Annotated in this window: 13 protein-coding genes; 9 read left to right on the forward strand and 4 right to left on the reverse strand. The window is 67.4% G+C overall.

All coding sequences use genetic code 11. The features are described from left to right. Window positions 1–198 precede the first annotated feature (198 nt). The 7 genes from LHL23_RS17465 to LHL23_RS17495 are packed head-to-tail and all read left to right on the forward strand — an operon-like array spanning window position 199 to window position 17,190. Window positions 199–6,651, forward strand: a complete 6,453-nt coding sequence (locus LHL23_RS17465) for a type I polyketide synthase (RefSeq protein ID WP_226430883.1) — start codon at window positions 199–201, stop codon at window positions 6,649–6,651. 5 nt (window positions 6,652–6,656) lie between these two features. Further along, on the forward strand, window positions 6,657–7,673 hold the full coding sequence (locus LHL23_RS17470; protein ID WP_226430884.1) for a glycosyltransferase family 2 protein: 1,017 nt from the start codon (window positions 6,657–6,659) through the stop codon (window positions 7,671–7,673). Then, on the forward strand, window positions 7,670–12,235 hold the full coding sequence (locus LHL23_RS17475; protein WP_226430885.1) for a MupA/Atu3671 family FMN-dependent luciferase-like monooxygenase: 4,566 nt from the start codon (window positions 7,670–7,672) through the stop codon (window positions 12,233–12,235). The genes LHL23_RS17470 and LHL23_RS17475 overlap by 4 nt, the downstream gene beginning before the upstream one ends. Continuing rightward, window positions 12,232–12,921 (forward strand): 4'-phosphopantetheinyl transferase family protein, encoded by a 690-nt coding sequence (locus tag LHL23_RS17480; protein ID WP_226430886.1) that lies wholly within the window; start codon window positions 12,232–12,234, stop codon window positions 12,919–12,921. Before LHL23_RS17475 ends, LHL23_RS17480 begins: the two co-directional genes overlap by 4 nt. Continuing rightward, window positions 12,918–13,856, forward strand: coding sequence for a hypothetical protein (locus LHL23_RS17485; RefSeq protein WP_413229484.1), 939 nt, complete (start codon window positions 12,918–12,920; stop codon window positions 13,854–13,856). Before LHL23_RS17480 ends, LHL23_RS17485 begins: the two co-directional genes overlap by 4 nt. Further along, on the forward strand, window positions 13,853–16,357 hold the full coding sequence (locus LHL23_RS17490) for a hypothetical protein (protein WP_226430887.1): 2,505 nt from the start codon (window positions 13,853–13,855) through the stop codon (window positions 16,355–16,357). The genes LHL23_RS17485 and LHL23_RS17490 overlap by 4 nt, the downstream gene beginning before the upstream one ends. Beyond that, window positions 16,354–17,190: a glycosyltransferase family 2 protein gene (locus LHL23_RS17495; RefSeq protein WP_226430888.1), complete on the forward strand. Its 837-nt coding sequence runs from the start codon at window positions 16,354–16,356 to the stop codon at window positions 17,188–17,190. The genes LHL23_RS17490 and LHL23_RS17495 overlap by 4 nt, the downstream gene beginning before the upstream one ends. A gap of 137 nt (window positions 17,191–17,327) precedes the next feature. On the opposite strand, the gene LHL23_RS17500 is transcribed toward LHL23_RS17495, so the two are convergent. Continuing rightward, entirely contained in the window at window positions 17,328–18,536 is a 1,209-nt protein-coding gene (locus tag LHL23_RS17500) for a glycosyltransferase (protein ID WP_226430889.1), read from the reverse strand. A 237-nt stretch (window positions 18,537–18,773) separates the two neighbouring features. Here LHL23_RS17500 and LHL23_RS17505 point away from each other — a divergent pair, with 237 nt between their 5' ends. After that, window positions 18,774–20,144 carry an oligosaccharide flippase family protein gene (locus LHL23_RS17505; RefSeq protein WP_226430890.1) on the forward strand — a complete coding sequence of 457 codons (1,371 nt, stop codon included), beginning with the start codon at window positions 18,774–18,776 and terminating at the stop codon, window positions 20,142–20,144. Between the two features lie 164 nt (window positions 20,145–20,308). Here the strand turns inward: LHL23_RS17505 and LHL23_RS17510 are convergent, their stop codons facing one another. The 3 genes from LHL23_RS17510 to LHL23_RS17520 form a co-directional block, all read right to left on the reverse strand. Beyond that, window positions 20,309–21,559: a DUF874 domain-containing protein gene (locus LHL23_RS17510; protein ID WP_226430891.1), complete on the reverse strand. Its 1,251-nt coding sequence runs from the start codon at window positions 21,557–21,559 to the stop codon at window positions 20,309–20,311. 115 nt (window positions 21,560–21,674) lie between these two features. Next, window positions 21,675–22,601, reverse strand: a complete 927-nt coding sequence (locus tag LHL23_RS17515) for an exopolysaccharide biosynthesis protein (RefSeq protein WP_226430892.1) — start codon at window positions 22,599–22,601, stop codon at window positions 21,675–21,677. A gap of 74 nt (window positions 22,602–22,675) precedes the next feature. Beyond that, complete coding sequence (locus LHL23_RS17520; protein WP_226430893.1) at window positions 22,676–23,359, reverse strand: sugar transferase; 684 nt, start codon at window positions 23,357–23,359, stop codon at window positions 22,676–22,678. A gap of 810 nt (window positions 23,360–24,169) precedes the next feature. Here LHL23_RS17520 and LHL23_RS17525 point away from each other — a divergent pair. Beyond that, a complete protein-coding gene (locus LHL23_RS17525; protein WP_226430894.1) occupies window positions 24,170–25,018 on the forward strand; it encodes a 2-dehydro-3-deoxygalactonokinase in 849 nt (282 codons plus the stop codon). The last annotated feature ends 39 nt before the right edge of the window (window positions 25,019–25,057 follow it).

A 25,057-nucleotide genomic window follows, 5' to 3' on the forward strand; every position in this document is an offset into this window, starting at 1 on the left:
GATTGACGAAAGTAAATTTGAGTTCACCCGGCCCCGCGGAACAGATGGGGATCCATGCCGCCAGGCCGGGCCAACCGCCGGGGAGAACCCTGGCAGCCGAAAATACACCTGTCCGGCAGGCCCTGCCAATTTCGCTAAGCGGACTGGCTGCGGCGTGCCGGGCTGTTTGCGAAAGGCCAGTGGGGTCAGATATTGACGATGCAGGATCGGACATCCGCAGCGGGGGGCGCTGCCGCGAGCAAATCAGCCGGCGACATTGCAATTGTCGGGCTGTCGGTAACGGTTCCGGGCGCTGCTTCTGCCGAAGCGTTCTGGCAGAACCTGCGCGCAGGCATCGAATCCATCGAGGTTCTGGACCGCGAGGCGCTGCTGGCAAATGGCGAACGCGCCTCTGTCCTGGCCGACCCGAACTATGTGCCCGCCACCGCCCGGCTGCAGGGGTTTGACGAATTCGATGCCGAGTTCTTCGGCTTCAGCCCCAAGGAAGCGGCGATCCTCGACCCACAGCACCGCAAGTTCCTGGAGGTTGCCTGGGGCGCGATGGAAAACGCAGGCCACCCGCCGGAAAGCATAAATGGCCCCATCGGCGTCTACGCGGGCTGCGGCATGGGCAGCTATTTCTACTTCAACATCTGTTCCAATCCTGCGCTGGTCGATGACGTGGGCATGTTCCTGCTGCGCCATACCGGCAACGACAAGGATTTCCTGTCGACCCGCGTCAGCCATGTGTTCGACTTGCACGGGCCTTCGGTCAACGTCCAGACCGCCTGCTCCACCTCGCTTGTGGCGGTGCATTACGCCTGCAAGGCCTTACGCGAAGGTGAGTGCGACATGGCGCTGGCGGGCGGTGTCACCATCGAACTGCCGCAGGGCCGCGGCTACCTCTACAAGGAAAACGAGATCCTCTCCCCCGACGGCCACTGCCACGCCTTCGACCATAGGGCTCAGGGCACCGTATTCGGCTCCGGCGCCGGGGCGGTGGCGCTCAGGCGGCTGGAGGATGCAATTGCCGACGGCGACCACATCTGGGCTGTCATCAAGGGTTCTGCGATCAACAACGACGGTGCCGACAAGGCGGGCTATCTCGCTCCTTCCGTCGGCGGCCAGTCGGCAGCGGTGCAAAAGGCACTGGCAGCCGCGGGCACCCCGGCGGAGACCATCGACTATGTGGAATGCCACGGCACCGGCACCTATCTGGGCGACCCGATTGAGGTTTCCGCCCTGACCGATGCCTACCGCGCCAGCACGCAGGACACCGGGTATTGCCGCATCGGTTCGGTCAAGACCAACATTGGCCATCTGGACACCGCGGCCGGCGTTGCCAGCCTGACCAAGACCGCGCTGGCGCTGCATCACAAGGAAATCCCGCCCTCGCTGGGGTTTGAGGCGCCGAACCCGGCGATTGATTTCGAAACCTCGCCGTTCCGCGTGAACGCCGCCCTCACCCCGTGGACACCGCACAAGGGGCCGCGCCGGGCCGGTATCAACTCGCTGGGGGTCGGCGGCACCAATGCGCATGTGATCCTGGAAGAGGCCCCCGAACGGGCGCCGTCCGAGGAAAGCGATTTCCCGTTCCAGATCCTCTGCGTCTCAGGCCAGTCCAAGGCGGCGCTGGACGCCAACACCCAGGCCCTTGCGGACTATCTGAAAGCCAACCCCGAGGCCGATCTGGCCGACGTCGCTTACACCCTCAAAGAAGGCCGCCGCGGCTTTGCCAAGCGGCGGGTACTGGTGGCGGAGACAGCTGCCGAAGCCATTGACCTGATTGAAGAAAACGATCCCCGCAAGGTATTCACTCATGACCGCCTCGGCGGCAGCCCTGAGGTGGTGTTCATGTTCCCCGGCGGCGGCGCGCAATACGCGGGCATGGCGCGTGACCTGTATGAGACCGAGCCGGTCTTTGCCGAGTGGATGGACCGCGGGCTGGAGCACCTGCAAAAGAGCCTCGACTACGACATCCGCGCGATCTGGCTGCCGGAAGAGGGTGGAGACGACGCCGCCAATGCCAAGCTCCAGCAGCCCTCTGTGCAGCTGCCGCTGATCATGATCGTCGAATACGCGCTGGCGCAGCTGTGGATCAGCTGGGGCATCAAACCCGCCGCGCTGGTCGGCCATTCGATGGGCGAAAACACTGCTGCCTGCCTGGCCGGTGTTATCTCCTTTGAGGACTGCATCGATCTGGTCCTCTTGCGCGGGCGGCTGTTCGACACCGTGCCTGCGGGCGGCATGCTTTCAATTGCCCTGCCCCTGGCCGAGGTTGAGGCCATCATCGGCGAAGACCTGGACATCGCCAGCGTGAACGCGCCTGCGCTCACCGCCGTCTCCGGCCCGCAAGAGGCGCTGGACCGCCTTTCCGCAGACCTGGCCGCCCGCGAGGTCGAACACCAGCGCATTCAGATCGACATTGCCGCCCATTCCCGAATGCTGGACGGCATCCTGCAGAAGTATGGCGATTTCATCCGCTCCCTGAAGCTGTCGGCCCCCAAACTGCCGGTGATCTCCAACCGCACCGGCACGGCCCTGACCGCTGAACAGGCCACCGATGCCGAATACTGGGTCGGCCAGCTGCGCAACACCGTGCGCTTTGCCGATTGCATCGGCACCCTCGCCAAGACCCCGGACCGGGTGTTCCTGGAGGTCGGCCCCGGCAAGGCGCTGAGCGCGTTGGCGCAAATGTCACCCGCGGTGAAGCCCGGCCAAGTGCTCAGCTCCCTGCGGCACTCGGATCAGCAGGTGATGGATGACAGCTACTTCTTCGGCGTCATAGGCCGGCTCTGGGCCTGCGGGGTGGAGGCCGACTGGGAACAGATCTGGGGCGAGGCGCGCCGCAACCGCTTGCCGCTGCCCGGCTACGCCTTTCAGCGCAGCCGCTATTTCATCGAGCCCGGCAAACCTGCTGCCGCGGAAGAGTCCGAGACCCCTGCCCGCCATGAGGACCTGAGCAACTGGGGCTACCGCCCCGCCTGGCGCCCGCGGCTGGCCGATTGTGCGCTGGACGTGACGCAAGAGCTGAATCAGGAGCCGCATACCTGGCTGATCTTCGAGGATGACTGCGGCCGCGCCGCCCAAGTGGCCGAGCGCCTGGAGGCCGCGGGCCACAGCGTCGCGCGGGTCTGCGCAGGCGACACCTATGCTCAGCTTGCGCCCAACGCCTATGTGCTGCCGCCGGAACAGGGCCGCGCGGCCTATGGCGCGCTGCTGGTGGATCTGGCAGAGGCCGGGCTGCTGCCGGACCGCATCGCGCATTTCTGGCTGGTGACGGAACAGGAGAGCTTCCGCCCCGGCTCCTCCTTCTTTGACCGCAATCTTGAGATGGGCTTCCATTCCCTGACCGCGCTGGCGCAGGAGCTGGGCAATGCCGACCTGCCCGCTCCTGCGCATCTGACGGTCTTTACCACCGGCGCCGCGCAGGTGCGCGGCGAGGCCCTGCCCTATCCGGAAAAGGCAATGATCGCAGGCCCCCTGGGCGTCATCCCGCGGGAGCTGCCGGGGCTGACCTGCGCTGCCGTGGACATCGAACTGCCGCAGGCGCCGCAAGGTTTCTTTGCCCGCCGCAACCCGGCGCAGGCCGATATCACTTCCCGCCTGCTGGAAGAGCTGATGGCCGATCCCGCCAGCACTTCGGCCGCCTGGCGCGGGGAGAAACGGTTCGAGCTCAGCTGGCGCCCGCAGCCGCTGCCTGAGCCGGAAACCCCGCCCTTCAAACAGGGCGGCCATTACATGATCACCGGCGGCTATGGCGGCATCGGCCTGACCATCGCGGGCCAACTGATGCGCTATTATGACGCCAGGGTGACGCTGATCTCCCGCGGCGGCTTGCCGCCGCGCGCGGCCTGGGAGCGTTATCTGGCCAGCCATAGCCCGGCGAACCGCACCGCCCAGCGCATCCGCGCTGTCATGGCGCTGGAGGCGGGTGGCAAGGGCCAGGTGCTGCCGCTGGCTGCCGATGTCTGCAACAGCGGCGACTTGCGCAAGGCACGCGCGCAGGCCGAGGACGCCTTCGGTCCCGTCACCGGCGTGATCCACGGCGCCGGCGTCATCAATGACGGCCCGCTGCTGGCCAAGGACGAGGACCAGATCGCCCAGGTCCTGGCACCCAAGGCCAGCGGCCTGCGCGCGCTCGACGCGGTGTTCCCTGACGGCAGCCTGGAACTGATGGTGCTGTTTTCCTCCTCCTCCGCCGTGACCCGGCCCGCGGGCCAGGTGGATTACATCGCCGCCAACGAATACCTCAATGCCTGGGCCAAGCACCGCGCGGGCGGCCGGACCCGGGTGATTGCCGTGGACTGGGGCGTCTGGGCGGACACTGGCATGGCCGCCGACGCCATGGCCAGCCGCAACGCAAACGCGGGTGCCAGCACGCCCGAGCCCTGCCCGCAGCCGCTGCTGCAGCAGCAGGGCTATGACGCGTCCGGCAACCGCATCTTCACTCCCCGTTTCAGCACCGCAGACTGGCTGCTGGATGAGCACCGGACCAAGGATGGCACCGCCCTGGTGCCCGGCACCGGCTATATCGAGATGGCCGCCGAGGCGCTGGCGGCAACCGGCGCCGAAGGCCCGTTCGAAATCCGCGGCCTCTATTTCCTGCGCCCTCTGATTGCGGACGAAGACAGCCCGCGCGATGCGCTGATTAAGCTCGAAGCTAATGAAAATGGTTATGAACTCTTTGTTTACTCGAAGTTTACAAATGGTTACCGTCTGAACTGTCAGGCTATGCTGGCCTTTGCGGCGGCGGCAGAACGCCCCGTCGCGCTCAACCTCCAGAAGATTTTCACCCAATGCCCGGAGGAGCAGGCGCCTGAAGACGGGCGCCTGCATTCCCCGCAGGAGGCGCATCTGAATTTCGGGTCGCGCTGGCAGGTGCTGGACCGCGCCGCGCTTGGCGATGGCGAGGGGGTGGCGTCGCTGTCGCTGCCAGAAGCTGCGGCGCAGGACGGCTGCCTGTTGCACCCCGGCCTGCTGGACCTGGCCACCGGCTGGGCCATGAAGCTGATCCCCGGATACGAGGGCAAGGCGCTTTGGGTGCCGGTGTCCTATGGCACGATCCGGGTCTTTGCGCCGCTGACCCGATCCATCTTCAGCCATGTGCGCCTGTCCGGCACCCCCGACAGCGCCTCCGCGGCGTTCGACGTCACCCTGACGGACCCGGACGGTACCGTGCTGGTGGAGATCGAGGGCTTCCGGATGCAGCGCCTGGCGGGCGGGTTCGGCACCGCCGGGGAACCGGGCAAAGCGGACGCCACCGCGGCCCAGCTGGGCCTGGAGCCTGCCGCCGGCCCGCAGCCGCTGTCGCCGGAGGAACGCCGCCTGCAGCTGAACATCTCAAACGGCATCAAGGCCAGCGAGGGTGGCGCGGCGCTGGCCCGCGCCCTAGGGACCGGCCTGCCGCAGGTGGTGGTCTCCTCGCTCGACCTGCCCGCGCTGATCGCCCAGGCGGATCAAAGCGCACCTGCCCAGGCAGAGGCCCAGACCTTTGACCGGCCGCAGCTCGACACCGATTACGTGGCACCGCGCAACCCGGTGGAGGAGCAGCTGGCCGCGCTGTTTGCCTCCCTCCTCGGTGTCCGCCAGGTGGGGATCGAGGACAGCTTCTTTGACCTCGGCGGCCATTCCCTGTTTGCAGTGCGGCTGTTTGCCCAGGTGAAACGCGCCTTTGATGTGGAATTTCCGCTGTCGGTGCTGTTCGAAGCCCCCAGCGTCGCCGCACTGGCCGAACGGATCATCGAACGCACCGGCGGCGGCGTTGCGACAGAGCCAGGGGACACCCCGCAGACGGCGGAGGAACAGCCGAAATTCACCCACCTGGTGCAGCTGCACCCCGGCGACGGCACCGGACGGCGGCCCTTCTTCCTGGTCGCGGGCATGTTCGGCAACGTGCTGAACCTGCGGCACCTGGCGCTTTTGGTGGGCAAGGACCGCCCGGTCTATGGCCTGCAGGCCAAGGGGCTGGTGGGCGGTGATGCGCCGCATGACCAGATCGAAGACGCCGCCCGCAGCTGCCTGAGCGAGATCCGCCAGGTCCAACCCGACGGCCCTTATCTGCTGGGCGGCTTCTCCGGTGGCGGCATCACCGCCTATGAGATGGCGCAGCAACTGAAGGACCAGGGCCAGGACACTGCTTCGCTGATCCTGCTGGACACCCCGCTGCCGGTGCGCCCGGCCCTGAACCGGCAGGACAAGGCGCTGATCAAGCTGGCAGAGCTGCGCAGCAAAGGGATAGGCTACCTTGGCGAATGGGCCGGGAACCGCATTGCCTGGGAGCTCGGGAAACGCCGCGCCAAACCGGCGGAAACCGGCGCCCTGCCGGAGTTCAACAACCGCAAGATCGAACTGGCCTTCCGCGCCGCGGTCGCGGCCTATGCCCTTAGACACTGGGACGGCCCGCTGACCCTGTTCCGCCCGCCGCTGGACCGCAAATGGCAGGTGAGCGGCGGCAATTGGGTCAGCGGCGAACGCGAGTATGTGTTCCACGACAACGACTGGACCCGATGGGCGCCCGCCGTCGAGGTGGAAGAGGTGCCAGGCGACCATGACAGCATGGTGCTGGTGCCGAACGTCAGCGTGCTGGCAGCAGGCGTCAAGGCGCGGCTGGATGCCGCCGACCGGGCGGCGGCGTCCGGCCCATCGCGCACCGTCCAGGCGGCGGAGTGACCGGCATGACCCAGCAGCGCATTCTCATCATCCTTCTGAATTTCCGCACGCCGGAAATGACCCTGCAATCTGCCGAGGCGGCGCTGCGCGAGCTGGAGGACCTGCCAGGAGAGCTTCTGATCATCGACAACGGCTCCGGCGACGGCTCCTATGACCGGCTCCGGGCAGCGGCAGAAACCCGCGGCTGGCTGGACAGCAACCGGGTGCGGGTGATCGCCTCGCCGGTGAACGGCGGCTTTGGCGCCGGCATGAACATCGGCTTGAACACCGGCCTGGCAGACGGTACCGCGCCGGAGTTCTACTATCTCCTGAACTCCGATGCCTTTGTGCAGGGCAGCACCATCCGCACCCTGCGCGACTTCCTGCGGGAGCATCCCGGCGCCGGGCTGGCAGGGTCGTATGTGCGCGGCACGGACGGGACGCCGCACCGCACCGCCTTCCGCTTTCCCTCCGTCGCGAGCGAGTTCGAAGCCAGCGTGCGCACCGGCATCTTCACCCGGCTGCTGAAGCCCTGGGTGGTCGCCATGGAGATGCCGAAGGCAGAAGTGCAGGTCGACTGGACCGCCGGCGCCAGCCTGATGATCCGCCGCGAGGCGGTCGAGGCCGTGGGCGGCTTTGACGAGACCTTCTTCCTCTATTTCGAGGAAACCGACCTGTGCCGCCGCACCGCCCGCGCGGGCTGGCGCACCCATTACGTGCCCGCCAGCGAAGTGGCGCATATCGGTTCCGCCTCCACCGGCATGAAGGGCTGGCAGCGCACGCCCGGCTACTGGTTCGACTCGCGCCTGCATTACTTCGTCAAGAACCACGGCCGCATCTATGCCGCCGCTGCCACGCTGGCCCGCATCAGCGGCAGCCTGCTTTACGGCCTGCGCCGCCTGATCCAGAACAAGCCGCAGGCTGATCCGCCGCATTTCCTGCGCGATCTCTGCCTGCACAGCCTGCGCGCGCTCTTTGCGCAGCGCCGCTCACCCTCTACGGAAACGCGCCTCCCTTCTCCGCTTGCAAAGGAGCAGAAATGACCGCATTCACCTGTGCCCTGATCGGCAATGAATCCCTTCTGATCGGCTGCGCCGATGCACTGCTGGCCCGCGGCCACCAGATCCGGGCGGTGGTATCGCAGGATGAGGACATCCGCGCCTGGGCCGCGGACAAGGGGCTGGCATTGCTGGACAACCAGCGCGCGCTGTCCGGCGGCTTCGACTGGCTGCTGTCCATCGCCAACCTCGCGGTGATCCCGGATGAGGTGCTGGCGCAGGCTGCCAAGGGTGCGGTCAACTTTCACGACGGTCCTCTTCCCGCCTATGCGGGCCTCAACACCCCGAACTGGGCGCTAATCAACGGCGAGGCGCAGCACGGCATCACCTGGCATCTGATCGAAGGCGGCGTGGATGAGGGCGATATCCTGGCCCAGCGGCTGTTTGACGTGGCAGCGGACGAGACGGCCTTCAGCCTCAACTCCAAATGCTACGCAGCCGCGATGGACAGCTTTGGCGAGGTCATCACCCAGCTGGAAACCGGGGAACTGAACCGGAAAAGGCAGGACCTGAGCCAGCGCCGATACTTCGGGAAATCCGACCGCCCGGCGGCGGGCGGAATGCTGGACTTCACCCGCCCGGCGGCAGAGCTGGCCCGGCTGGTGCGGGCGCTTGATACCGGCGGCTACTGGAACCCGCTTTGCGCCGCCAAGCTGCGCATTGGCGGGACCGTGGTGCTGGCCGGCGGTGCGGAAATTGCCACGGGCAGCGGCACCCCCGGCACCGTGCTGGACGCGGCCCTCGACAGGCTGACTGTTGCCACAGCGGACGGCGCCCTCACCCTGTCGCGCCTGACCTCGCCTTCGGGCCAGCCGCTGGACATATCCACTCTGGCCAAAGCCGGAGACAAGGTTCCCTCCCTGACCGCAGCGGAGGCGGAGAAACTCACCGCCCGCCTCGCTGCGGTTCAAAGAGGCGAAAGCCATTGGCGCCAGCGGCTTGCCGCGATGCAGCCAGTGCAGGTGCCGCTCTCCGCCAGTACAGGCGGCAACGGGATCATCCGCCGGGACATCGCCTTGCCTGCCGGTCTGAGCGAAGAGCAAGCGGCAGCAGCTGCCGTCGCCTTCGCCCTGCTCAGCAGCGGCGCGGAGGCCGGCGATGCAGCGCTGTCGGTGGCAGGGACGGAGGGCCTGCCCGGCCTGATCTCCTCCTGGGTGCCCTTGCAGGCACGGCGGCAGGACAGCGTCGCCGAACTGGTGGAATGCACTGCGCAAGGCATTGCCAAGGCACGGAAATACGGCGGCTTTGCCGAGGATCTGGCGGCCCGTGCACCAGAAATTTCGGCGCAGCCCATGCCCGGCATTGGCCTGATGCTGGGGTGCGATGCAGCGGTTGATGGCTGCACCGCCACGGTGTCCCTGGCCAATGGCGCCATGGTGCTGCACTGTGACGCGGCTGCCCTGACACCTGACGCCGCTGCCCTGCTCGCCGCCCGGCTGGAGCTGGTGCTGAGCGCCATTGCTGAGGACAGCAGCCGCCCGGTTGCGGAACTGACGATCCTGCCCGAGGCAGAGCGCAAGCTGCTGCTGGAGGACTGGAACCAGACCTCCGCGGACTATCCCGCAGACCTGACAATCCACGCGGCGTTTGAAGCGCAGGCTGCCCGGACCCCGGACGCCACCGCGCTGGTGTTCGAGAGCCAAAGCTTCACCTATGCCGAGGTGAACACCCGCGCCAACGGAGTTGCCGCGCGCCTGCGTGAAATGAACGTAAAACCGGGCGTGCATGTGGGCATCCACATCCGCCGCGCGCCGGAGCTGGTGTTTGCCGCGCTTGGGGTAATGAAGGCCGGCGGCGCCTATGTTCCGCTCGATCCAGCCTACCCGGCCGACCGCATCGCGCATTACATCACCGACAGCCGGGCGCAGGTGATCGTGACGCAAGGCGCGCTGGCTGCCAGCCTGCCTGCCTCAGACGCGCTGGTGCTGGACATTGCAACAGTCCCCGCGGGGACAGCCGGAGAAAACACCGATGGCGACGCCACCGGCAGCGATCTGGCCTATCTGATCTACACTTCCGGCTCCACCGGCCTGCCCAAGGGGGTGATGGTCACCCACGCCAATGTCGCGAACTTCTTCACCGGCATGGACCAGCGCATCCCGCACCAGGCTGGCGACACCTGGCTGGCGGTGACCAGCCTCAGCTTCGACATCTCGGTGCTGGAGCTGTTCTGGACGCTCACGCGCGGGTTCAAACTGGTGCTGTCGAGCGACGAAAGCCGGCTGGAGCTGTCCAAGGGGCCGGTTGCCTTCAGCTCCCGCAAGATGGATTTCAACCTGTTCTACTGGGGCAATGACGACGGGCCGGGGCCGCGGAAATACCACCTGCTGCTGGATGGCGCCAAGTTTGCCGATAGCCACGGGTTCAACGCCGTCTGGACGCCGGAACGGCACTTTCATGCGTTTGGCGGGCCTTACCCGAACCCGTCCGTCACCGGCGCCGCGGTTGCTGCGGTGACGCAGAACATCGGGGTGCGCTCCGGCTCCTGCGTGGCGCCGCTGCACCATCCGGCGCGGATTGCCGAGGAATGGGCGGTAATCGACAACCTGACCGCGGGGCGTGCCGGCATCGGCTTTGCCTCCGGCTGGCAGCCGGATGATTTCATCCTGCGCCCCGAAAACACCCCGCCGGCCAACAAGCCCGCGATGTTCGAGGCCATCGAAACCGTGCGCAAGCTGTGGCGCGGCGAGGAAGTGGCCTTCCCCCGCAAAGACGGCGGCGAACACGCCGTGATCACCCAGCCCCGCCCGGTTTCGCAGGAATTGCCGGTCTGGGTCACCACCGCGGGCAACCCGGAGACCTGGCGCGAGGCCGGACAGATCGGGGCCAACGTGCTGACCCACCTATTGGGCCAGAGCATCGAGGAGGTCGCTGGCAAGATCCGCATTTACCACGACGCCCTGCGCGAGGCAGGCCATGACCCGGCGGACTTCAAGGTCACGCTGATGCTGCACACCTATCTGGCATGCACCCGAGGCGAAGCCCGCCGGGTGGCGCGGGAGCCGATGAAAGATTACCTGCGCTCCGCCGCCGGGCTGATCAAGCAATACGCCTGGGCTTTCCCCGCCTTCAAGAAACCCGAGGGCGTGAACAACCCCTTCGAGATGGACCTGGCAATGCTGTCGGAGGAGGAGTTGGAGGCGATCCTCGACTTCGCGTTCGAGCGCTACTTCGAGGACTCCGGGTTGTTCGGCACCATCCAGGACGCCTGTCAGCGGGTGGAGCAGCTGAAGCGCATCGGCGTCGATGAGATCGCCTGCCTGATCGACTACGGCATCGCGCCGGCGGTGGTGCTGGAAGGGCTGAGGCCGCTGGCCGAGGTGCTGCGGCTGTCGAACGCGCCGCAGGAGTTGGAGGCGGATGACTTTTCGCTGGCGGCGCAGATCGTGCGCCACGGCGTCAGCCACATGCAGTGCACGCCCTCGATGGCGCGGATGATTGCCGCGGACCCGGATGCCAGCGCCTGCTTGGGCCGGCTGCAGCATCTGCTGGTGGGCGGCGAAGCGTTGCCGGGCGATCTGGTGCAGGCGCTGCGCGAGGCCACACAGGCGGAGATCCACAACATGTACGGGCCGACCGAGACGACGATCTGGTCGACGGTGGAGAAAATCAGCGCCGTCCCTGCGGGGACAGCCGGAATCGGCACGCCGGTTGCCAACACGCAGGTCTACGTGCTGGACGAAAATCAATCGCCTGTGCCTACAGGGACACCCGGCGAATTGTACATCGGCGGCGCGGGCGTCACGGCGGGCTACTGGCAGCGGCCGGAGCTGACCTCTGAACGTTTTGTAGACGCAGCGTTCGCTGCAACGCCCCTTTACCGCACCGGCGATTTGGCGCGCTGGACGGCGGATGGCAGCCTCGCCTTCCTGGGCCGCACCGACCACCAGGTGAAGATTCGCGGCCAGCGGATCGAGCTGGGTGAGATCGAGGCGACGCTGGCGGCGCAGCCCGGTATTACCGGTGCGGTGGCGGTGCCGCGCGGCGAAACTGGTGCAGAGCAGCTGGTTGCCTATATCACCGCCTCAACGCCGGTCTCCGGGGAGGGCCTGAAGCAGGCTCTCGCCGCGAAGCTGGCCGAGGTCATGGTGCCCGCGCATATCGTCACCCTGGATGCTTTCCCGCTGACACCGAACAAGAAAATCGACCGCAAGGCACTGCCGGACCCGCAGCCGGAACGGGCTGAACCCGCCCCGGCGGTGGCGCTGGACGCGGGCGCGCAGGCCCGGATCGCCACGGTCTGGAGCCGCATCCTGGGGGTCAGCGGCATCGGGGCGCAGGACAATTTCTTTGCCCTTGGCGGCCACTCGCTGCTGGCGGTGCAGGCGCACCGGGAACTGCGCACGGAACTGGGCACTGCAACCCTGTCGATCACCGACATTTTCCGCTTTCCAACCCTTGCCGGGCTTGCCGCCCACATCGAGGGGCTTGCAGGCACCCCGGCAAATACGGAAGAAATGCCCCAGGACAGCGCAGGGCCTGACCGCGCCGGCACCATGTCGAAACGGCGGGCCATGCGGGCAAACCGCAGGGCAAGGACCGGATGACGGACACCAAAAGCAGACTGGCAGAGCGGCTGGCCCTGGTCCGGCCGCTTTTTGCTGCCGATGTGGCGCTGGCCGGGGCAGACCCCTTGGGCACCCCGCCTGCGCCGCTGGCTGAGGAAGCCGCGGGGCTGTCGCCCAACGCGGTGGAGAAACGGCGCAACGAATTTGCCGCCGGCCGCGACGCCGTGCATCAGGCAATGCTGCATCTGGGCGTGCCCCCTGCCCCGGTGCAGGTCGGCAGCGATCGGGCGCCGGTCTGGCCCGCGGGGCTGGTCGGCTCTATCACCCACACCAAGAGCTGCGCGATGGCGGTGCTGGCGCGGACAGGCGCGGTGCAGGGGCTGGGCATCGACGTCGAGGAAGACGTGCCGCTGAAGGACGAGCTGCTGCCCGCCATCTGCTCTGACCGGGAACAGGCCTGGCTGAAACGGCAGGACAATCCGGGGCAGATGGCCAAGGTGATCTTTTCCGCCAAGGAAGCGGCCTACAAGGCCCAGTACACGCTGAGCCGGGCGTTTTACGGATTTGACGGGATGGAGCTGGAGTTTGATCTGGCGGCGGGCGCCTACCAGGCGTTTTTCACCGCCGACCGGCCGCCGTTTGCGCGCGGCGAGGCGGTTGGCGGACGCTTTGCGGTTGGCGCGGGCCTGATCATGACCACGGCAGAAATCCGGGGGCGCGGATGATGGCGCGGCGCGGGTTTCTGGCCGCAAGCGCGGCAGCCGCAACGCTGGGGCTGATGGTGTTTGCAACCCGCAGCCGGTCTGTGCCGGTGCCGCCGCCGCTGGCCCCGCCGCAGAGGCCGCTGCAGGTGTTCCACCTTGGCCATTCGCTGGTCGGCCCGGACATGCCGCATATGCTGGCGCAGCTGGCGCCCGCGGGGCATGAATATAACAGCCAGCTGGGATCAGGCACTTCGCTCAGGGCGCATTGGGAGCCGGGGGAGGACATTCTCGATTTCGCTACGGCCAACAAGGCGCCGGCTTTCCGCGATGCAAGGGAGGCCATCGGTTCCGGTGAATATGATGCGGCAGTGCTGACCGAAATGGTCGAGCTGCGCGATGCGATAAAGTATTTCGATGCTGCCAAGTATTTGGGGAAATGGGCGGAGCTGGCACGGCAGGCGTCACCGGAGACGCGCCTGTATCTTTACGAGACCTGGCACAGGCTGGATGACCCGGGCGGCTGGCTGGAGCGGATTGAAGGTGATCTGGAGGCACTGTGGACACGCCAGCTGCTGGGGCCGTACAGCCGCCGCAACCCGCAGCAGCCGGTGTATCTGATCCCCGGCGGGCAGGTGCTGGCAGCGGTTGCGCGCGCGGCGGAGGCCGGGGAGATCCCGGGGCTGGCTTCACGTGAATCGCTGTTTGCCCGCACACCCGAGGGGGGGTTGGACACCATTCATATCAACGATCTGGGCGCATATGTGATTGCGCTGACCCATTTCGCGGTGCTGTACCAGCGCGCGCCGATGGGCCTGCCGCATCAGCTGAGCCGCGCGGATGGCACCCCGGCTGAGGCGTTCAGCGATGACGCCGCGGCCAGGGTGCAGCAGATCGTCTGGGACACCGTGCGCGCCCTGCCCCGCACCGGGATTGCCGCCGCGGGAGCGCCGGCATGATGCTGGAGGCGCTGATCACCTCGGTTGTGATGATCGGCCATTCGCTGTTCGGGCGTGACAACCCGCAGATGCTGGAGCAGTTGCTGGACGCGCGCGCAGAGACCGCAGTCGAGGCGCAGATCATCAATGGCGCGCCGCTCAGCTACAACTGGCAGCACAGCAGCAGCGCCGAGGGTGTTGATTCACGTGAAAGGCTGCAGCAGGCCGCAGACGCGGTGATCGTGACCGAGGCGATCCCGCTGGCCAACCATCTGAAATGGAGCGGCACGGGACAAGCGGTCACGCAGTTCTACGAGCTGGCGCGCGCGGCCAATCCGGAGGTGCAGTTCTACCTGCAGGAAACCTGGCACAGCCTGGACAGCGGCACCGGTGCCGCAGTGCCGTTTGACGACGGCGCGGATGTGCCGTGGCGGGTGCGGCTGCAGCAGGATCTGCCGCACTGGCAGGCGGTGGTTGATGACGTGAATGCCGCCGCCGACGGCACCGTGAAATTGCTGCCCGCGGGCCAGGCGATAGCGCGGCTGGACGATGCGATCCGGGCCGGAACGATGCCGGGGCTGGCCAGCATCCGCGATGTCTTTGCCGATGACATCCACCCCAATGCGACCGGTTTCTACTTCCTAGCCTTGCTGCAATACGCGGTGCTGACAGGCGACAATCCCGCGGGCCTGCCGCACCGGCTGTCAGACCGCTGGGGCAAGCCCTATCCCGCACCCGCGCCAGATCTGGCTGCGCGGCTGCAGCAGATCGCCTGGGCCGCTGCCCAAGGGAAGGCCGTGCGAACTGCGGCGCTGCCCGCGGATCCCGGCCCGCTGCCGCAGGATCCGCCGCTGCCCATGCTGAACGCAACAGTGCTGCAGGACGCGCCGGCACCGGCTGCTCCGGCGGCCCGCCAGCCCATCGCCATCAATCTGGCAGCCATTGCCGACTGGAGCACCCAGGCGCCGTTCCTGGATCATTTCAAGACCGCGCGCCCCTGGATCGGCCATCTGCCCGGACAATGGGGCGGCGCGGATCATGACGATCTTTTGGCCGCCGGCTATTTGGACCCGGCGGGCTGGCCCACCGCAATCCCGCCGGAACTGGGCTCTATCGGCACGGTGATCCTGACCGATCTGCCGGAAACGGCGGTATCGCTGAAGGGCCGCTATGTGCTGCGGTACGAGGGTGAGGGCATTGTCGAGGTTCTGGGACGGGCGGAGAATGTCCGCTATGGCAAGGGCGAGGTGCGGTTCGATTTCACCCCAGGCCCCGGCCCGGTGGAGATCCGCCTCCAGCGGATGGGCCGCGGCGGCGGCTATGTGCGCAACATCACCGTGGTGAAGGAAGAGCATCTGGCCGCCTATGACAGCGGCGCCTTGTTCAACCCGGTTTGGCTGGACCATCTGGACGGTTTTGCCGCGCTGCGGTTCATGGACTGGATGGCCGCCAACGACTCCGCCCAGACCGGATGGGAGGACAGGCCGCTGCCGTCTGACTACACCTGGGCGCTGAAGGGGGTTCCGGCGGAAGTGATGCTGGCGCTGGCCAACACCTTGGGCGCCGATCCCTGGTTCACCATGCCGCATATGGCGGATGATACCTATGTCCGGCAATTTGCCCGGCTGGTGGAGCGCGGGCTGGGCAAGGCGCTGCGCGCCTATGTGGAATACTCCAACGAGGTCTGGAACTGGCAGTTCCAGCAGGCGGCCTGGGCCGACGCCCAGGCGCAGGCGCGCTGGGGCGGCGACGGGCTGTGGATGCAGTTCTACGGCGGCCGCGCGGCGGAGGTGGCGCAGATCTGGACGGAGGTTTTTGGCGAGGGCAGCACACGGCTGGTGCGGGTGGTCTCCTCGCAGACCGGCTGGCTGGGGCTGGAGGAGCAGGTTTTGACAGCGCCCTTGTGGAAAGCAGAGGAGGCCGGGCGGCTGGCGCCTGCCGCCTATTTCGATGCCTATGCGGTGACCGGCTATTTCGGCGGTGTGCTGGGGCTGAAGGAGCGCGCCGGGCAGGTCCGCGCCTGGATCGCCGGCAGCCATGAGCAGGCGCAGGCCGTGGCCGTGGAACGCGGGCTGCTGGGCGCTGCAGCCGCGGAATTTACCGCTCGGCATCAATATGATGCTGCCAGCGCCCAGGCCGGCGCGGAACTGCGCGACGGGCTGATTTCGGGCGACGGCACCGACACGCTGGCGGATCTCTTGGGCCGGGTGCTGCCCTATCACGCCGGGGTTGCACAAGAACACGGGCTGGAGCTGATCATGTACGAAGGCGGCAGCCATGTGGTGGGTATTGGCCCGATGGTGGAGGACGCGGCGCTGACCGCCTTCTTCACCCACTTCAACTACAGTCCCGAGATGGGCGCGCTGTACCGGGAGCTGCTGGCCGGCTGGCAGGCGCTCGGCGGCAGCCTGTTCACCGCCTATGCCGACGTCGGGGCGCCCGGAAAATGGGGCAGCTGGGGCGCCTTGCGCACCCTGAGCGACGGGAACCCGCGCTGGGATGCGCTGGAGGCGGTGAAATGACCCCGCAAGTCTCCGTCCTGATCCCGGCCCATAACGAGGCGGACTATATCGAAGGATGCCTGCAGGCGGTCTTTGCCTCGGACCCGCTGTCCGCGGGCATGACGGCAGAGGTGCTGGTGCTGGCCAATGGCTGCACCGATGCCACCGCGGAACTGGCCCGTGCTGCTTTGCCGCCCGCAGGCTGGGACCTCCAGGTGCTGGAACTGCCAGAGGGCGGCAAACTGGGCGCGCTGAATGCCGGCGATACGGCGGCGCGCGGGGATATCCTGATCTATCTGGACGCCGATGTCCGGGTCTCGCCCGAACTGATCCCGCAGCTTGCCGCGGCCTTGTCCCTGGACGCCCCCCTCTATGCCAGCGGCCGACCGCAGGTGGCCCCGGCCCTCAGCGCGGTGACCCGGGCCTATGCGCGGCTGTGGGTGCGGCTGCCGTTCTTCTCCAGCGGGGTGCCGGGGTTTGGCATTTTTGCGATGACCCGCGCCGGGCGGCAGCGCTGGGGAGAGTGGCCGGACATCATTGCCGACGACATCTTTGCCCGGCTGAACTTTGCCCCGCAGGAGCGGGTGCAAGTGGCGGCGCCATACAGCTGGCCGATGGTGGAGGGATTCCGCAATCTTGTGAAAGTGCGGCGGCGGCAGAATGCCGGTGTGGCGGAAGTGGCCGCCAGATACCCGGAGCTGCTGAGAAACGAGGACACGCCGCGGGCCCGCGGTGGCACGGCGCTGCGCCTGCTGCTGCGCGATCCGGCCGCGCTCCTGACCTACGGCGCGGTTGCGCTGGCGGTGAAAACCCCGCTGTTTGCCTCCCGCACCCGCTGGACCCGCGGCCGCTGACAGCCCAAAGGCCGAGATGCTCCCGCGCCCGCAGGATGCCCTGGCTGCGCCGGAACACCCTTGGCGGCCTTGGGCCAGGCTCAGCGGGAGCGGAGCGTCTGCTGATGCACCGGCGGCGGGCGGGAGTGCCGCGGCTGCTACCCGGAAATGGCCTGGCGGACATGCGCGGCCAGCCGCGCCGCCTCCTTGGCGCTGTCGTGGCGCTCCAGCACCCGGGCGCGGCCGGCCTGCCCCATCTCGGCCCGTTGATCCGGCGGGGTTTTCGCCAGCTGCAGAACCGCCTCTGCCAGCGCCGCTTCATCACCCGCAGGCACCAGCCAGCCGGTCTGACCCGGCACCACCAGTTCCGGCGTGCCGGCGATATAGGTCGCGATCACCGGGCGGGCGGCGGCCATCGCCTCCATCACCACCATCGGCAGGCCCTCGGCAAAGGAGGGCATCACCAGCGCATGGGCGCGGGCCAGTTCCCGTCGCACGCCGTCCTCTGCCAGCCAGCCGGTGAGGGTGATGTTCTGCTGCAGCCCGTGATCAGCGATCGCGGCTTCCAGGTCCGGACGCATCCCGCCGTCGCCGATCAGCGCCAGATGCACATCCGGGATTTTCTCCACCAACTGCGCCATGGCGCGGACCAGCACCATCTGGCCCTTCTGCTCAACAAACCTCCCGATGGCGGCCAGCCGCAGCGCCCCCCCGGGCAGCGGCGCGGGGTCCGCGAAACGCTCCGGCTCGATGCCGCAATGCACCACCTTCAGGCTGTCCCATTTGCCAAAAGGCGCCCAGCGGCTCAGCTGGCTCTTGCCGAAACTGCTGACCGCCACGGTGAAGGCGGCACGGCTGATCTTCTCTCCCAGCGACAGCGCATGGGGCGCGTCGAATTCTTCCGGGCCGTGCACGGTGAAACTGTAGGCGGGACCGCCCAGCACATGCGCCAGCATCGCCACCGCCGCGGAATTGGTGCCGAAATGCGCGTGCATGTGCTGCACGCCTTCCGCCGCGCAGCGCTGTTTCACATGGGCCGCTTCACCCAGATAGATGAGGTGACGCAGCACTCCCTTGTCCGAGGCGCGTGCCAGTTGAAACGCCAGCGCCAGCGCCTTTGAAAAACGGCGCGGTGCCGCCAAGGCCTCCTGCACCAGCGCCGCCAGAAGGCGGCCCGGGCCAGCCTTCAGCACATATTCCGTGCGCGAGGCCTCTGCCTGATCGCCGGGGTCGGCCAGCGCGGTATCAGAGGGCCGCATTGCCAGGCGCAGGACCGCCGCGCCCTGCTGCTCCAGCGCCTGCAGCTCACGGCGGATGAAGCTGTGCGAGGGCTGCGGATAGGTGTTCAGGACATAAGCGATTTTCAACGCAGAGAATTCCCGGCAAAGGCATGTATCCGCGGCAGGTTAGCGGCGGTTTGGCGGCTTGCCCAGCGCCCGGCACCGCTTGTCCCGCAGGCGTGGAGAATGCGGCACAGGCGTCGGGATTGTTGAAGAATTTCTGCTGCTTGCACAGCCTGGCACCGCCGCGGGCGCCCGCGCAATTGACGCCCCTGCCCGGCCCGCCTAGCCTGCGGCACCGGAGTTTTGGGGAATTGCGCGGACATGCAGCGGGTTGCTTCGCTCTTTGCCGGACAGGGGATGATGGCGCGGGTGCTGCGCTCAGCCTCCTGGCTGATGATCGGATATGGCGGCAGCCAGGCCCTGCGGCTGGCCTCCAACCTGATCCTGACGCGTATCCTGTTTCCCGAGGCCTTTGGCCTGATGGCGCTGGTCACGGTGGTGACGGTGGGTCTGTCGCTGTTTTCGGACGTGGGCATCGGGCCGTCAATCGCGCAGAACAGGCGCGGCGACGATCCGGCGTTCCTGGACACCGCCTGGACCATCCAGGTGATCCGCGGCTTTGGGCTGTGGGCGCTGACCGCGCTCCTGGCCTGGCCCGCGGCCGCGTTTTACGGCGCGCCGGAGCTGCTGATCTACCTCCCCATTGCCGGCGCGGGCTTGGCCATCGCCGGCTTCAACCCCACCCGGATCGAAACCGCGCACCGGCATCTGCTGGCAGGGCGGGTCACGGCCCTGGACCTGGCGGGCCAGGCCATCGGGCTGGCGGCGATGATTGTACTGGCGCTGGCCACACAGTCCGTGATCGCGCTGGTGCTGGGCGGGGTCATTCAGGCTGCGGCCAAGCTGACGCTGTGCCACTACGGCCTGCCGGGGGCGGCCAACCGGTTCCGCTGGGAGAAGGCGGCGGCACGGGAGCTCATTCATTTCGGCAAGTGGATTTTCCTGTCCACCGCCTTCTGGTTCCTGACCTCGCAGGGGGACCGGGCGATCCTGGGCAAGTTCGTGCCGCTGGAGGTGCTGGGGATCTACAACATCGGCTATTTCCTGGCGAGCTTTCCCATGCTTCTGGGCCATGCGGTGAACCAGCGGCTGATGATCCCGGTTTACCGCGACAAACCTGCCAGGGAGGCGCCGGAGAACCTGCGGCGGCAGCGGCAGCTGCGTTGCGGGCTGACGGGCGGCATCCTGGGATTGCTGCTGCTGATGGCCTGGGCCGGGCCGTGGCTGGTGCAGTTCCTTTATGACGACCGGTACCTGCAGGCCGGGCCGATGATCGTGCTGATCGCGCTGGCGCTGGCGCCTGCGGTGATCACCATGACCTATGACCAGGCGGCGCTGGCGGCGGGCGACAGCCGCGGCTTCTTTGTGTTTTCCGCCGCGCGGGCCTGCCTGCAGACGGGGCTTTTCTTGGGCGGCGTGGCCTGGTTCGGCTTGGCAGGCGGCATTGCGGCGCTGGGGCTGGCTATGCTGGCGGCCTATCCGGTGCTGTTGCGGCTGGCGCGCAGGCATCACGTCTGGGACCCGCTGCATGATGCGGGTTATGCGCTGCTGGCCGTCATTGCAGGCGGCGCGGCGCTGAGCTGGCATTGGACGGAGGCCGCTGCGATGGCGGCGGCGCTGAATGCGCACTGAGCACACCATTATTCGCCAATCAGTTCAGGCAGCGCCGCTGATTAAGTCAAGTCGTTGAGTGTTCACCCAGACGGGAGCGGAACGCGCCCGCCTGGGCGAACGCGTGACTGCCGCGGGCGCGGCAGGCGGTTTACAGAGGTGTTGCCGGGAGCAGGCAGCGCTGCTCAGGCCTTGCGCCGGAACAATCCGATCACCCCGCGGCGCGGCGGGCGGGTTTCCATCACCGGGATCGAGACCACCGGCACCAGACCGGTTTCCCGCTCCATCTGCGCGGCGGTGCGCAGCACCGGGTGGCGCAGTTCCTGCAAAAAGGCGGCCAGCAGCGCCAGAAGAACACTGGCGGCAGCCCCCATCAGCGCCTTGGTCTTGCGGGCGCCGGTCACCGGGTAGTCCGGCAGCGGCGCCGGTTCGATCACTGTCAGCCGCTCTGCCTGATGGCTGGTCTCAAGCCGGAAGCCGACCTCGGCCTCGTTGCGGCGGGCGGTCATCTGTGCCAATTCCCCCTGCAGCTGCTCCAGCCGCCGGTCATAGGCGCCCAGCTGGCGCTCCACCTCCGGGGTTGTCTGCAAGGAAGCCTCGAGCCCGGCCTTGCGCTGCGTCAGCAGCGCCTCCTGCGCGTCCAGGGTGGCAAGACGCTGCTCCGCCTCCTCCTGCAAGCGGCGGGCGGTGGCAGGACGCTCTGTTGCCTGGGCCTGGTCGGCAGCGCGGCGGATCTCGATCCGCTCGCGGGCGATTTCCAGCAAGCCTTCGTTCATCGCGGCGATTTCAGCCCGGCGGAATTCGATGGTGCCCGGCAAAGTCACGTCATTTTCGTTGCGGTAGGCCGCGATCTCATCCTCCAGCGCCGCGACCTGATCCGCCAGGGCGGCCTCTTTCTCGGCAAAGAAGCTGAGGGTCTCGCGGGCCTGGTCGATGCGGGTGGCAATGCTGAGCTCAATCGTGCGGCGGCCGAATTCGCTGGCGACCTGCTGCGCCTGTTCCGCCGTGGGCATCCGGGCGGTGATGGTCAGCACCGAGATGGTTCCGTCGTCGGCAAAGCCTTCGCGGGCAGCGGCAACACCGGTGATCTGCACCGCGGTCCGCAGCTGCACCACCTTCTGCAATTCGGTCAGCGACTCCTGATCGGCATAGAGGCCGAATTTCCCGATGATTTCCAGCAGGGTGCCCCGCGCCATCAGGCGCTGTTCAATCAGCTGCATGCGGCGGGCAGAGGAGCCTTCGACGGTGGATTTGGCCAGCTCTCCGGCAATCTGCGGCTGGGTGATCTGCAGCACTTCGGCGGTTTCGTATTCATGCTGCTGGCTGGCGGCAAACCACAGCGACACCAGGCAGCCAATCACAAACACGCAGGCAATGGTGAACAGCCTGCGCCGCACCATGTCGAGAAAATCGCCCAGCGTGTATATCGGCCCCATCTGCCTGCTCTCAACCCGCCGGTCTGCCCGGCCTATTCCAATGCCTGCCGGCCGCACAGGGGCCGACGCCCGGTTATAACCATAGCAACCGGGCGAAACTATGGCGTTTCAGCACTCAGTTCAGCGGGCTGTCCGACGTGCGCGCCCGGTTCAGCACCACGCCTAGAAGCTGGGTGTGGCCTGCCAGCATCTTCTCGCAGGCGGCCAGCTGCGCGGCGGTGGTGCTGGTGCCGTCGGAGATCAGCAGCACCCCGTCCACCTGCGGCAGAAAGGCGGCAGTATCGTCATGCTCCAGCACCGGCGGCAGATCGAACAGGGCGGTATCGGCACCGCTGCGCAGCATCAGATCGTCCACCGCCTCGGCGCAGCTGCGGCCGTGCAGGATTTCGGCAGCATCCTGCCCCGCCATGACGTTCAGCCCGACCGCCAGCGACGGCAGCGGCCGCAGCAGGTGATCCTCCATCCGGACGGCACCAGACAGGAGGCCGGACATATCCCCCGGCGCCTGCAGCCCCATCGCCTGCGCCACCCCGGGGCGGCGGAAATTCATATCCATCAGCACGGTGCGGCTGCCCGGCACCCGGGCCAGGCTGAGCGCCAGGTTGACAGCCGAAAACGTTGTGCCGCAGCCCGACGCGGGGGCAGTGACGGCGACCCGCTTCCAGCCGCGCGCCTTGAGGGTGTGCAGCAGCCGGGTGCGCAACAGGTCAAAGGATTTGGCCGCAGGCGCAGTGCGGAACCGGCTGACCAGCGGCAGGCGTGACCGTTCCTGGGCAGCGCCGTCGAAAGGAACCCGGGCAATCCGCTCCCAGGGTTCCGGCAGGGTGGCAGGCAGCTGAGCGGAGCCGACTGAGACAGGAGCGGCCAGCGGGCGGCCAGCGTCCGCGCCTGCGGAGGAAGGCGTGGCGGCCGCCGGGGCACGGCGGCGGCGGAACCGCTTGAAGCCTTGCTCGGTCATGCCGTCCTCGTCAATCTCCCGCATGGTCTGCGGGCCGCGCACCGGGCTGGCGGCAACGGCCCCTGATACCGTAAAATGCTTCACATCCGCGCTCCCTGCAATGGCCGGCGGATCCGCTGCCTGCGCCTCAGGCGCCGGGGCAGCAGACCACAAAGGCGTTAATATCCCGTCCCCTTCAGCACCACTTTGCCGGTCCGCCAGATCAGCGCCAGATCGCGGCCCAGCGACAGCCGGCGCCGGTAGTCCGCATCCGCCTGAGCGCGGCAGGCAAAACTGCCCTCGTTGCGGACAGAAACCTGCCAGAGGCCGGTGATTCCCGGCCGCAGGCTGAAATAGGCAGAGGCGTCTCCATACAGCGGCAGCTGCTCCGGCATCATCGGGCGCGGGCCGACCAGGCTCATGTCGCCCGCGGCCACGTTCCACAGCTGCGGCAGCTCATCCAGCGAGGTGGCGCGCAGAACCCGGCCGACCGGGGTGATCCGCGGATCGTTCTTGAGCTTTTGGGTCTCGTCCCATTCCCGGCGCAGCGCCGGATCGCTTTCCAGGTAATGCTGCAGCAGCTGATCGGCGTCCCGCACCATGGTGCGCAGCTTCAGAATGCGGAACTGCTGGCCGCCGCGGCCCAGCCGCGCCTGGGTGTAGAACGGCCGCCCGCCTTCCAGCCACAGCGCAGCGGCACACAGCGCGATAATCGGCAGCACGACCGGCAGGCTCAGCAGGACCAGCAGCAGGTCCAGAACCCGTTTGCCGCCCGCGGAGTACGCCCTGCTGCCTGTCCCGGGTTCGGGCTGCCGTGCCGGAGCAAGGTTTTTGAGCGCGGCATTCATGTTTGCCGGCTGCATGCGGAGCGGGTGGAGAAAGGGAACGGTGCCGGCAGCCTGCCCGCCCTTTGCCTCAGCCCTTGCAAAAGTCAGCCCCGCCCCTCCGGGAACCGCATTTCTCATTCCATTTCCCCTCATTCCAGCCGATTCACCCGGCTGGGCCGCCGCCGGACGCGGCGGGCGTTCAAAACTCGACCTGACAGCCCGCAAGCCAATGGCCACGGATTGCCGCTACTGATTTTCAGGTTCGAAACGGGGCGCGCCCCCACGCGCCCGCGCTGCTCTTCAGCTGCCGCCAATTCCCCGGCGGCGGTGCCTTTCAGCACTCTGCCCTAATTAAGACAAATTTAGACAATTGCGCGTAAAAACTGGATCTTGCGGGAAAATGGCCCGAATTCGCACGTTTAACAAGGCAAAGGAGGAAACAGTGGGTCGATTTCTCCGGATTTGTTGAGCATGCCGGTAAATGTGTGGCAGAATCAAGGCGTCCCGGCAGAAGGAGCTTCACCCGTGCTGCGGGCATATCCCGATATTGCTGTGCAGCCCGCCGGGCAGTATCCGAATGCAAAGGTTTCGTAATTACGCGGCGAAATGGCGGTTCCAAAGCGGGAACAGCCCTTTGCCCGCAATTGGCGCACTGCCCGGGATTTGCGCAATGCCCCCGAAATAGCGCGCGGCAGATCACCGCTCAGCAGCACAGGACCCGCATGGCCCCGCGCCCGGACCGCAAAGGCTGAGCCAAGGCAGCGGCCCGAACGGCTGGACACTTGCCGGAGCCCGGAAACACCGCCATAAGCCAGCGCAAAGCGATGGCAGAAAAGCGAGGGCATCATGCAACCTCCCGGCAGCGGCGCCAGCTGGCTGGCCGCCAATCTGGACGCGAACACACTGACCGCCTGGACCGTTAGCGGCAGCACCGCAGGCCCGGCGCAGGTGCTGCAGCTGCCGGACAGCCGCCCGGCGGCGCTGGCCGCCGGTTTGCGGCAGATGCTGGCAGGCGCGGCGCAGCCGGTTGTGCTGGGCGGCAGCAGTTTGGTGCCGCCGCAGGCAGTGCCCGCAGTGCCCGCGGAGCTGCCATTGGCCGCGACACTTCTGGAAGAGCTGACCGTCCATGCCCTGCCGGGGCTTTGCCAGCCGTCGCCCGCGGGTCTGATGCAGGGCGCGGCGGCCCGGCTCCGCGGCTTTTTGCAGCTGAACCCGGATTGGGACGGGGTGATCTGCCTGCCGGGCGCCGGTGCGACCCATTGGGTACAGGTCAGTGCCAAGGAGGCGGTCAGCTTTCAAAGCGCGCTGACCGGGCAGCTGGCGGCGGCGGTGGCACAGCAGATGGCGCTGGCGGCCGCCGGTGACTGCAGCAAGGAAGCGCTTGCTGAGGCGGCGGCGGATGGCATAGCCAAGCCGGAACTGCTGGCGGCGCGGCTGGCGGCACTGCAGGCAGAGGCCGCGCTGGGGCAGCTGCAGGCGGACACCGCACGCGGCAGGCTCTGGGGGCTGCTGCTGGGCGCTGAACTGGCTGCCGCCCGCCCCTACTGGCTGGGCCAGAATGCGGCGCTGTTGGCGGAGGCGCCGCTGCAGCCGCTTTATGCCGCGGCGCTGGAGGCCCAAGGGCTGCCGGTCACAGTGGCAGACCCGAGCCGCATGACGCTGGAAGGGCTGAGCAAAGCCTGGGCTGGTAACTGATCACGGCGCCGGTCTGCGGCGCAGGCATTATTCGGGGTT

The organism is Leisingera sp. McT4-56, from assembly GCF_020514995.1.
Classification (GTDB): domain Bacteria; phylum Pseudomonadota; class Alphaproteobacteria; order Rhodobacterales; family Rhodobacteraceae; genus Leisingera; species Leisingera aquaemixtae_A.

What these genes read in the sequence shown, in the direction of transcription:
- LHL23_RS17480 (WP_226430886.1), top strand. Translation starts at nt 12,232, where the DNA reads ATGACGGACACCAAAAGCAGACTGGCAGAGCGGCTGGCCCTGGTCCGG.
- LHL23_RS17525 (WP_226430894.1), top strand. Translation starts at nt 24,170, where the DNA reads ATGCAACCTCCCGGCAGCGGCGCCAGCTGGCTGGCCGCCAATCTGGAC.
- LHL23_RS17505 (WP_226430890.1), top strand. Translation starts at nt 18,774, where the DNA reads ATGCAGCGGGTTGCTTCGCTCTTTGCCGGACAGGGGATGATGGCGCGG.
- LHL23_RS17485 (WP_413229484.1), top strand. Translation starts at nt 12,918, where the DNA reads ATGATGGCGCGGCGCGGGTTTCTGGCCGCAAGCGCGGCAGCCGCAACG.
- LHL23_RS17490 (WP_226430887.1), top strand. Translation starts at nt 13,853, where the DNA reads ATGATGCTGGAGGCGCTGATCACCTCGGTTGTGATGATCGGCCATTCG.
- LHL23_RS17520 (WP_226430893.1), bottom strand. Translation starts at nt 23,359, where the DNA reads ATGCAGCCGGCAAACATGAATGCCGCGCTCAAAAACCTTGCTCCGGCA.
- LHL23_RS17470 (WP_226430884.1), top strand. Translation starts at nt 6,657, where the DNA reads ATGACCCAGCAGCGCATTCTCATCATCCTTCTGAATTTCCGCACGCCG.
- LHL23_RS17495 (WP_226430888.1), top strand. Translation starts at nt 16,354, where the DNA reads ATGACCCCGCAAGTCTCCGTCCTGATCCCGGCCCATAACGAGGCGGAC.
- LHL23_RS17510 (WP_226430891.1), bottom strand. Translation starts at nt 21,559, where the DNA reads ATGGGGCCGATATACACGCTGGGCGATTTTCTCGACATGGTGCGGCGC.
- LHL23_RS17465 (WP_226430883.1), top strand. Translation starts at nt 199, where the DNA reads ATGCAGGATCGGACATCCGCAGCGGGGGGCGCTGCCGCGAGCAAATCA.
- LHL23_RS17475 (WP_226430885.1), top strand. Translation starts at nt 7,670, where the DNA reads ATGACCGCATTCACCTGTGCCCTGATCGGCAATGAATCCCTTCTGATC.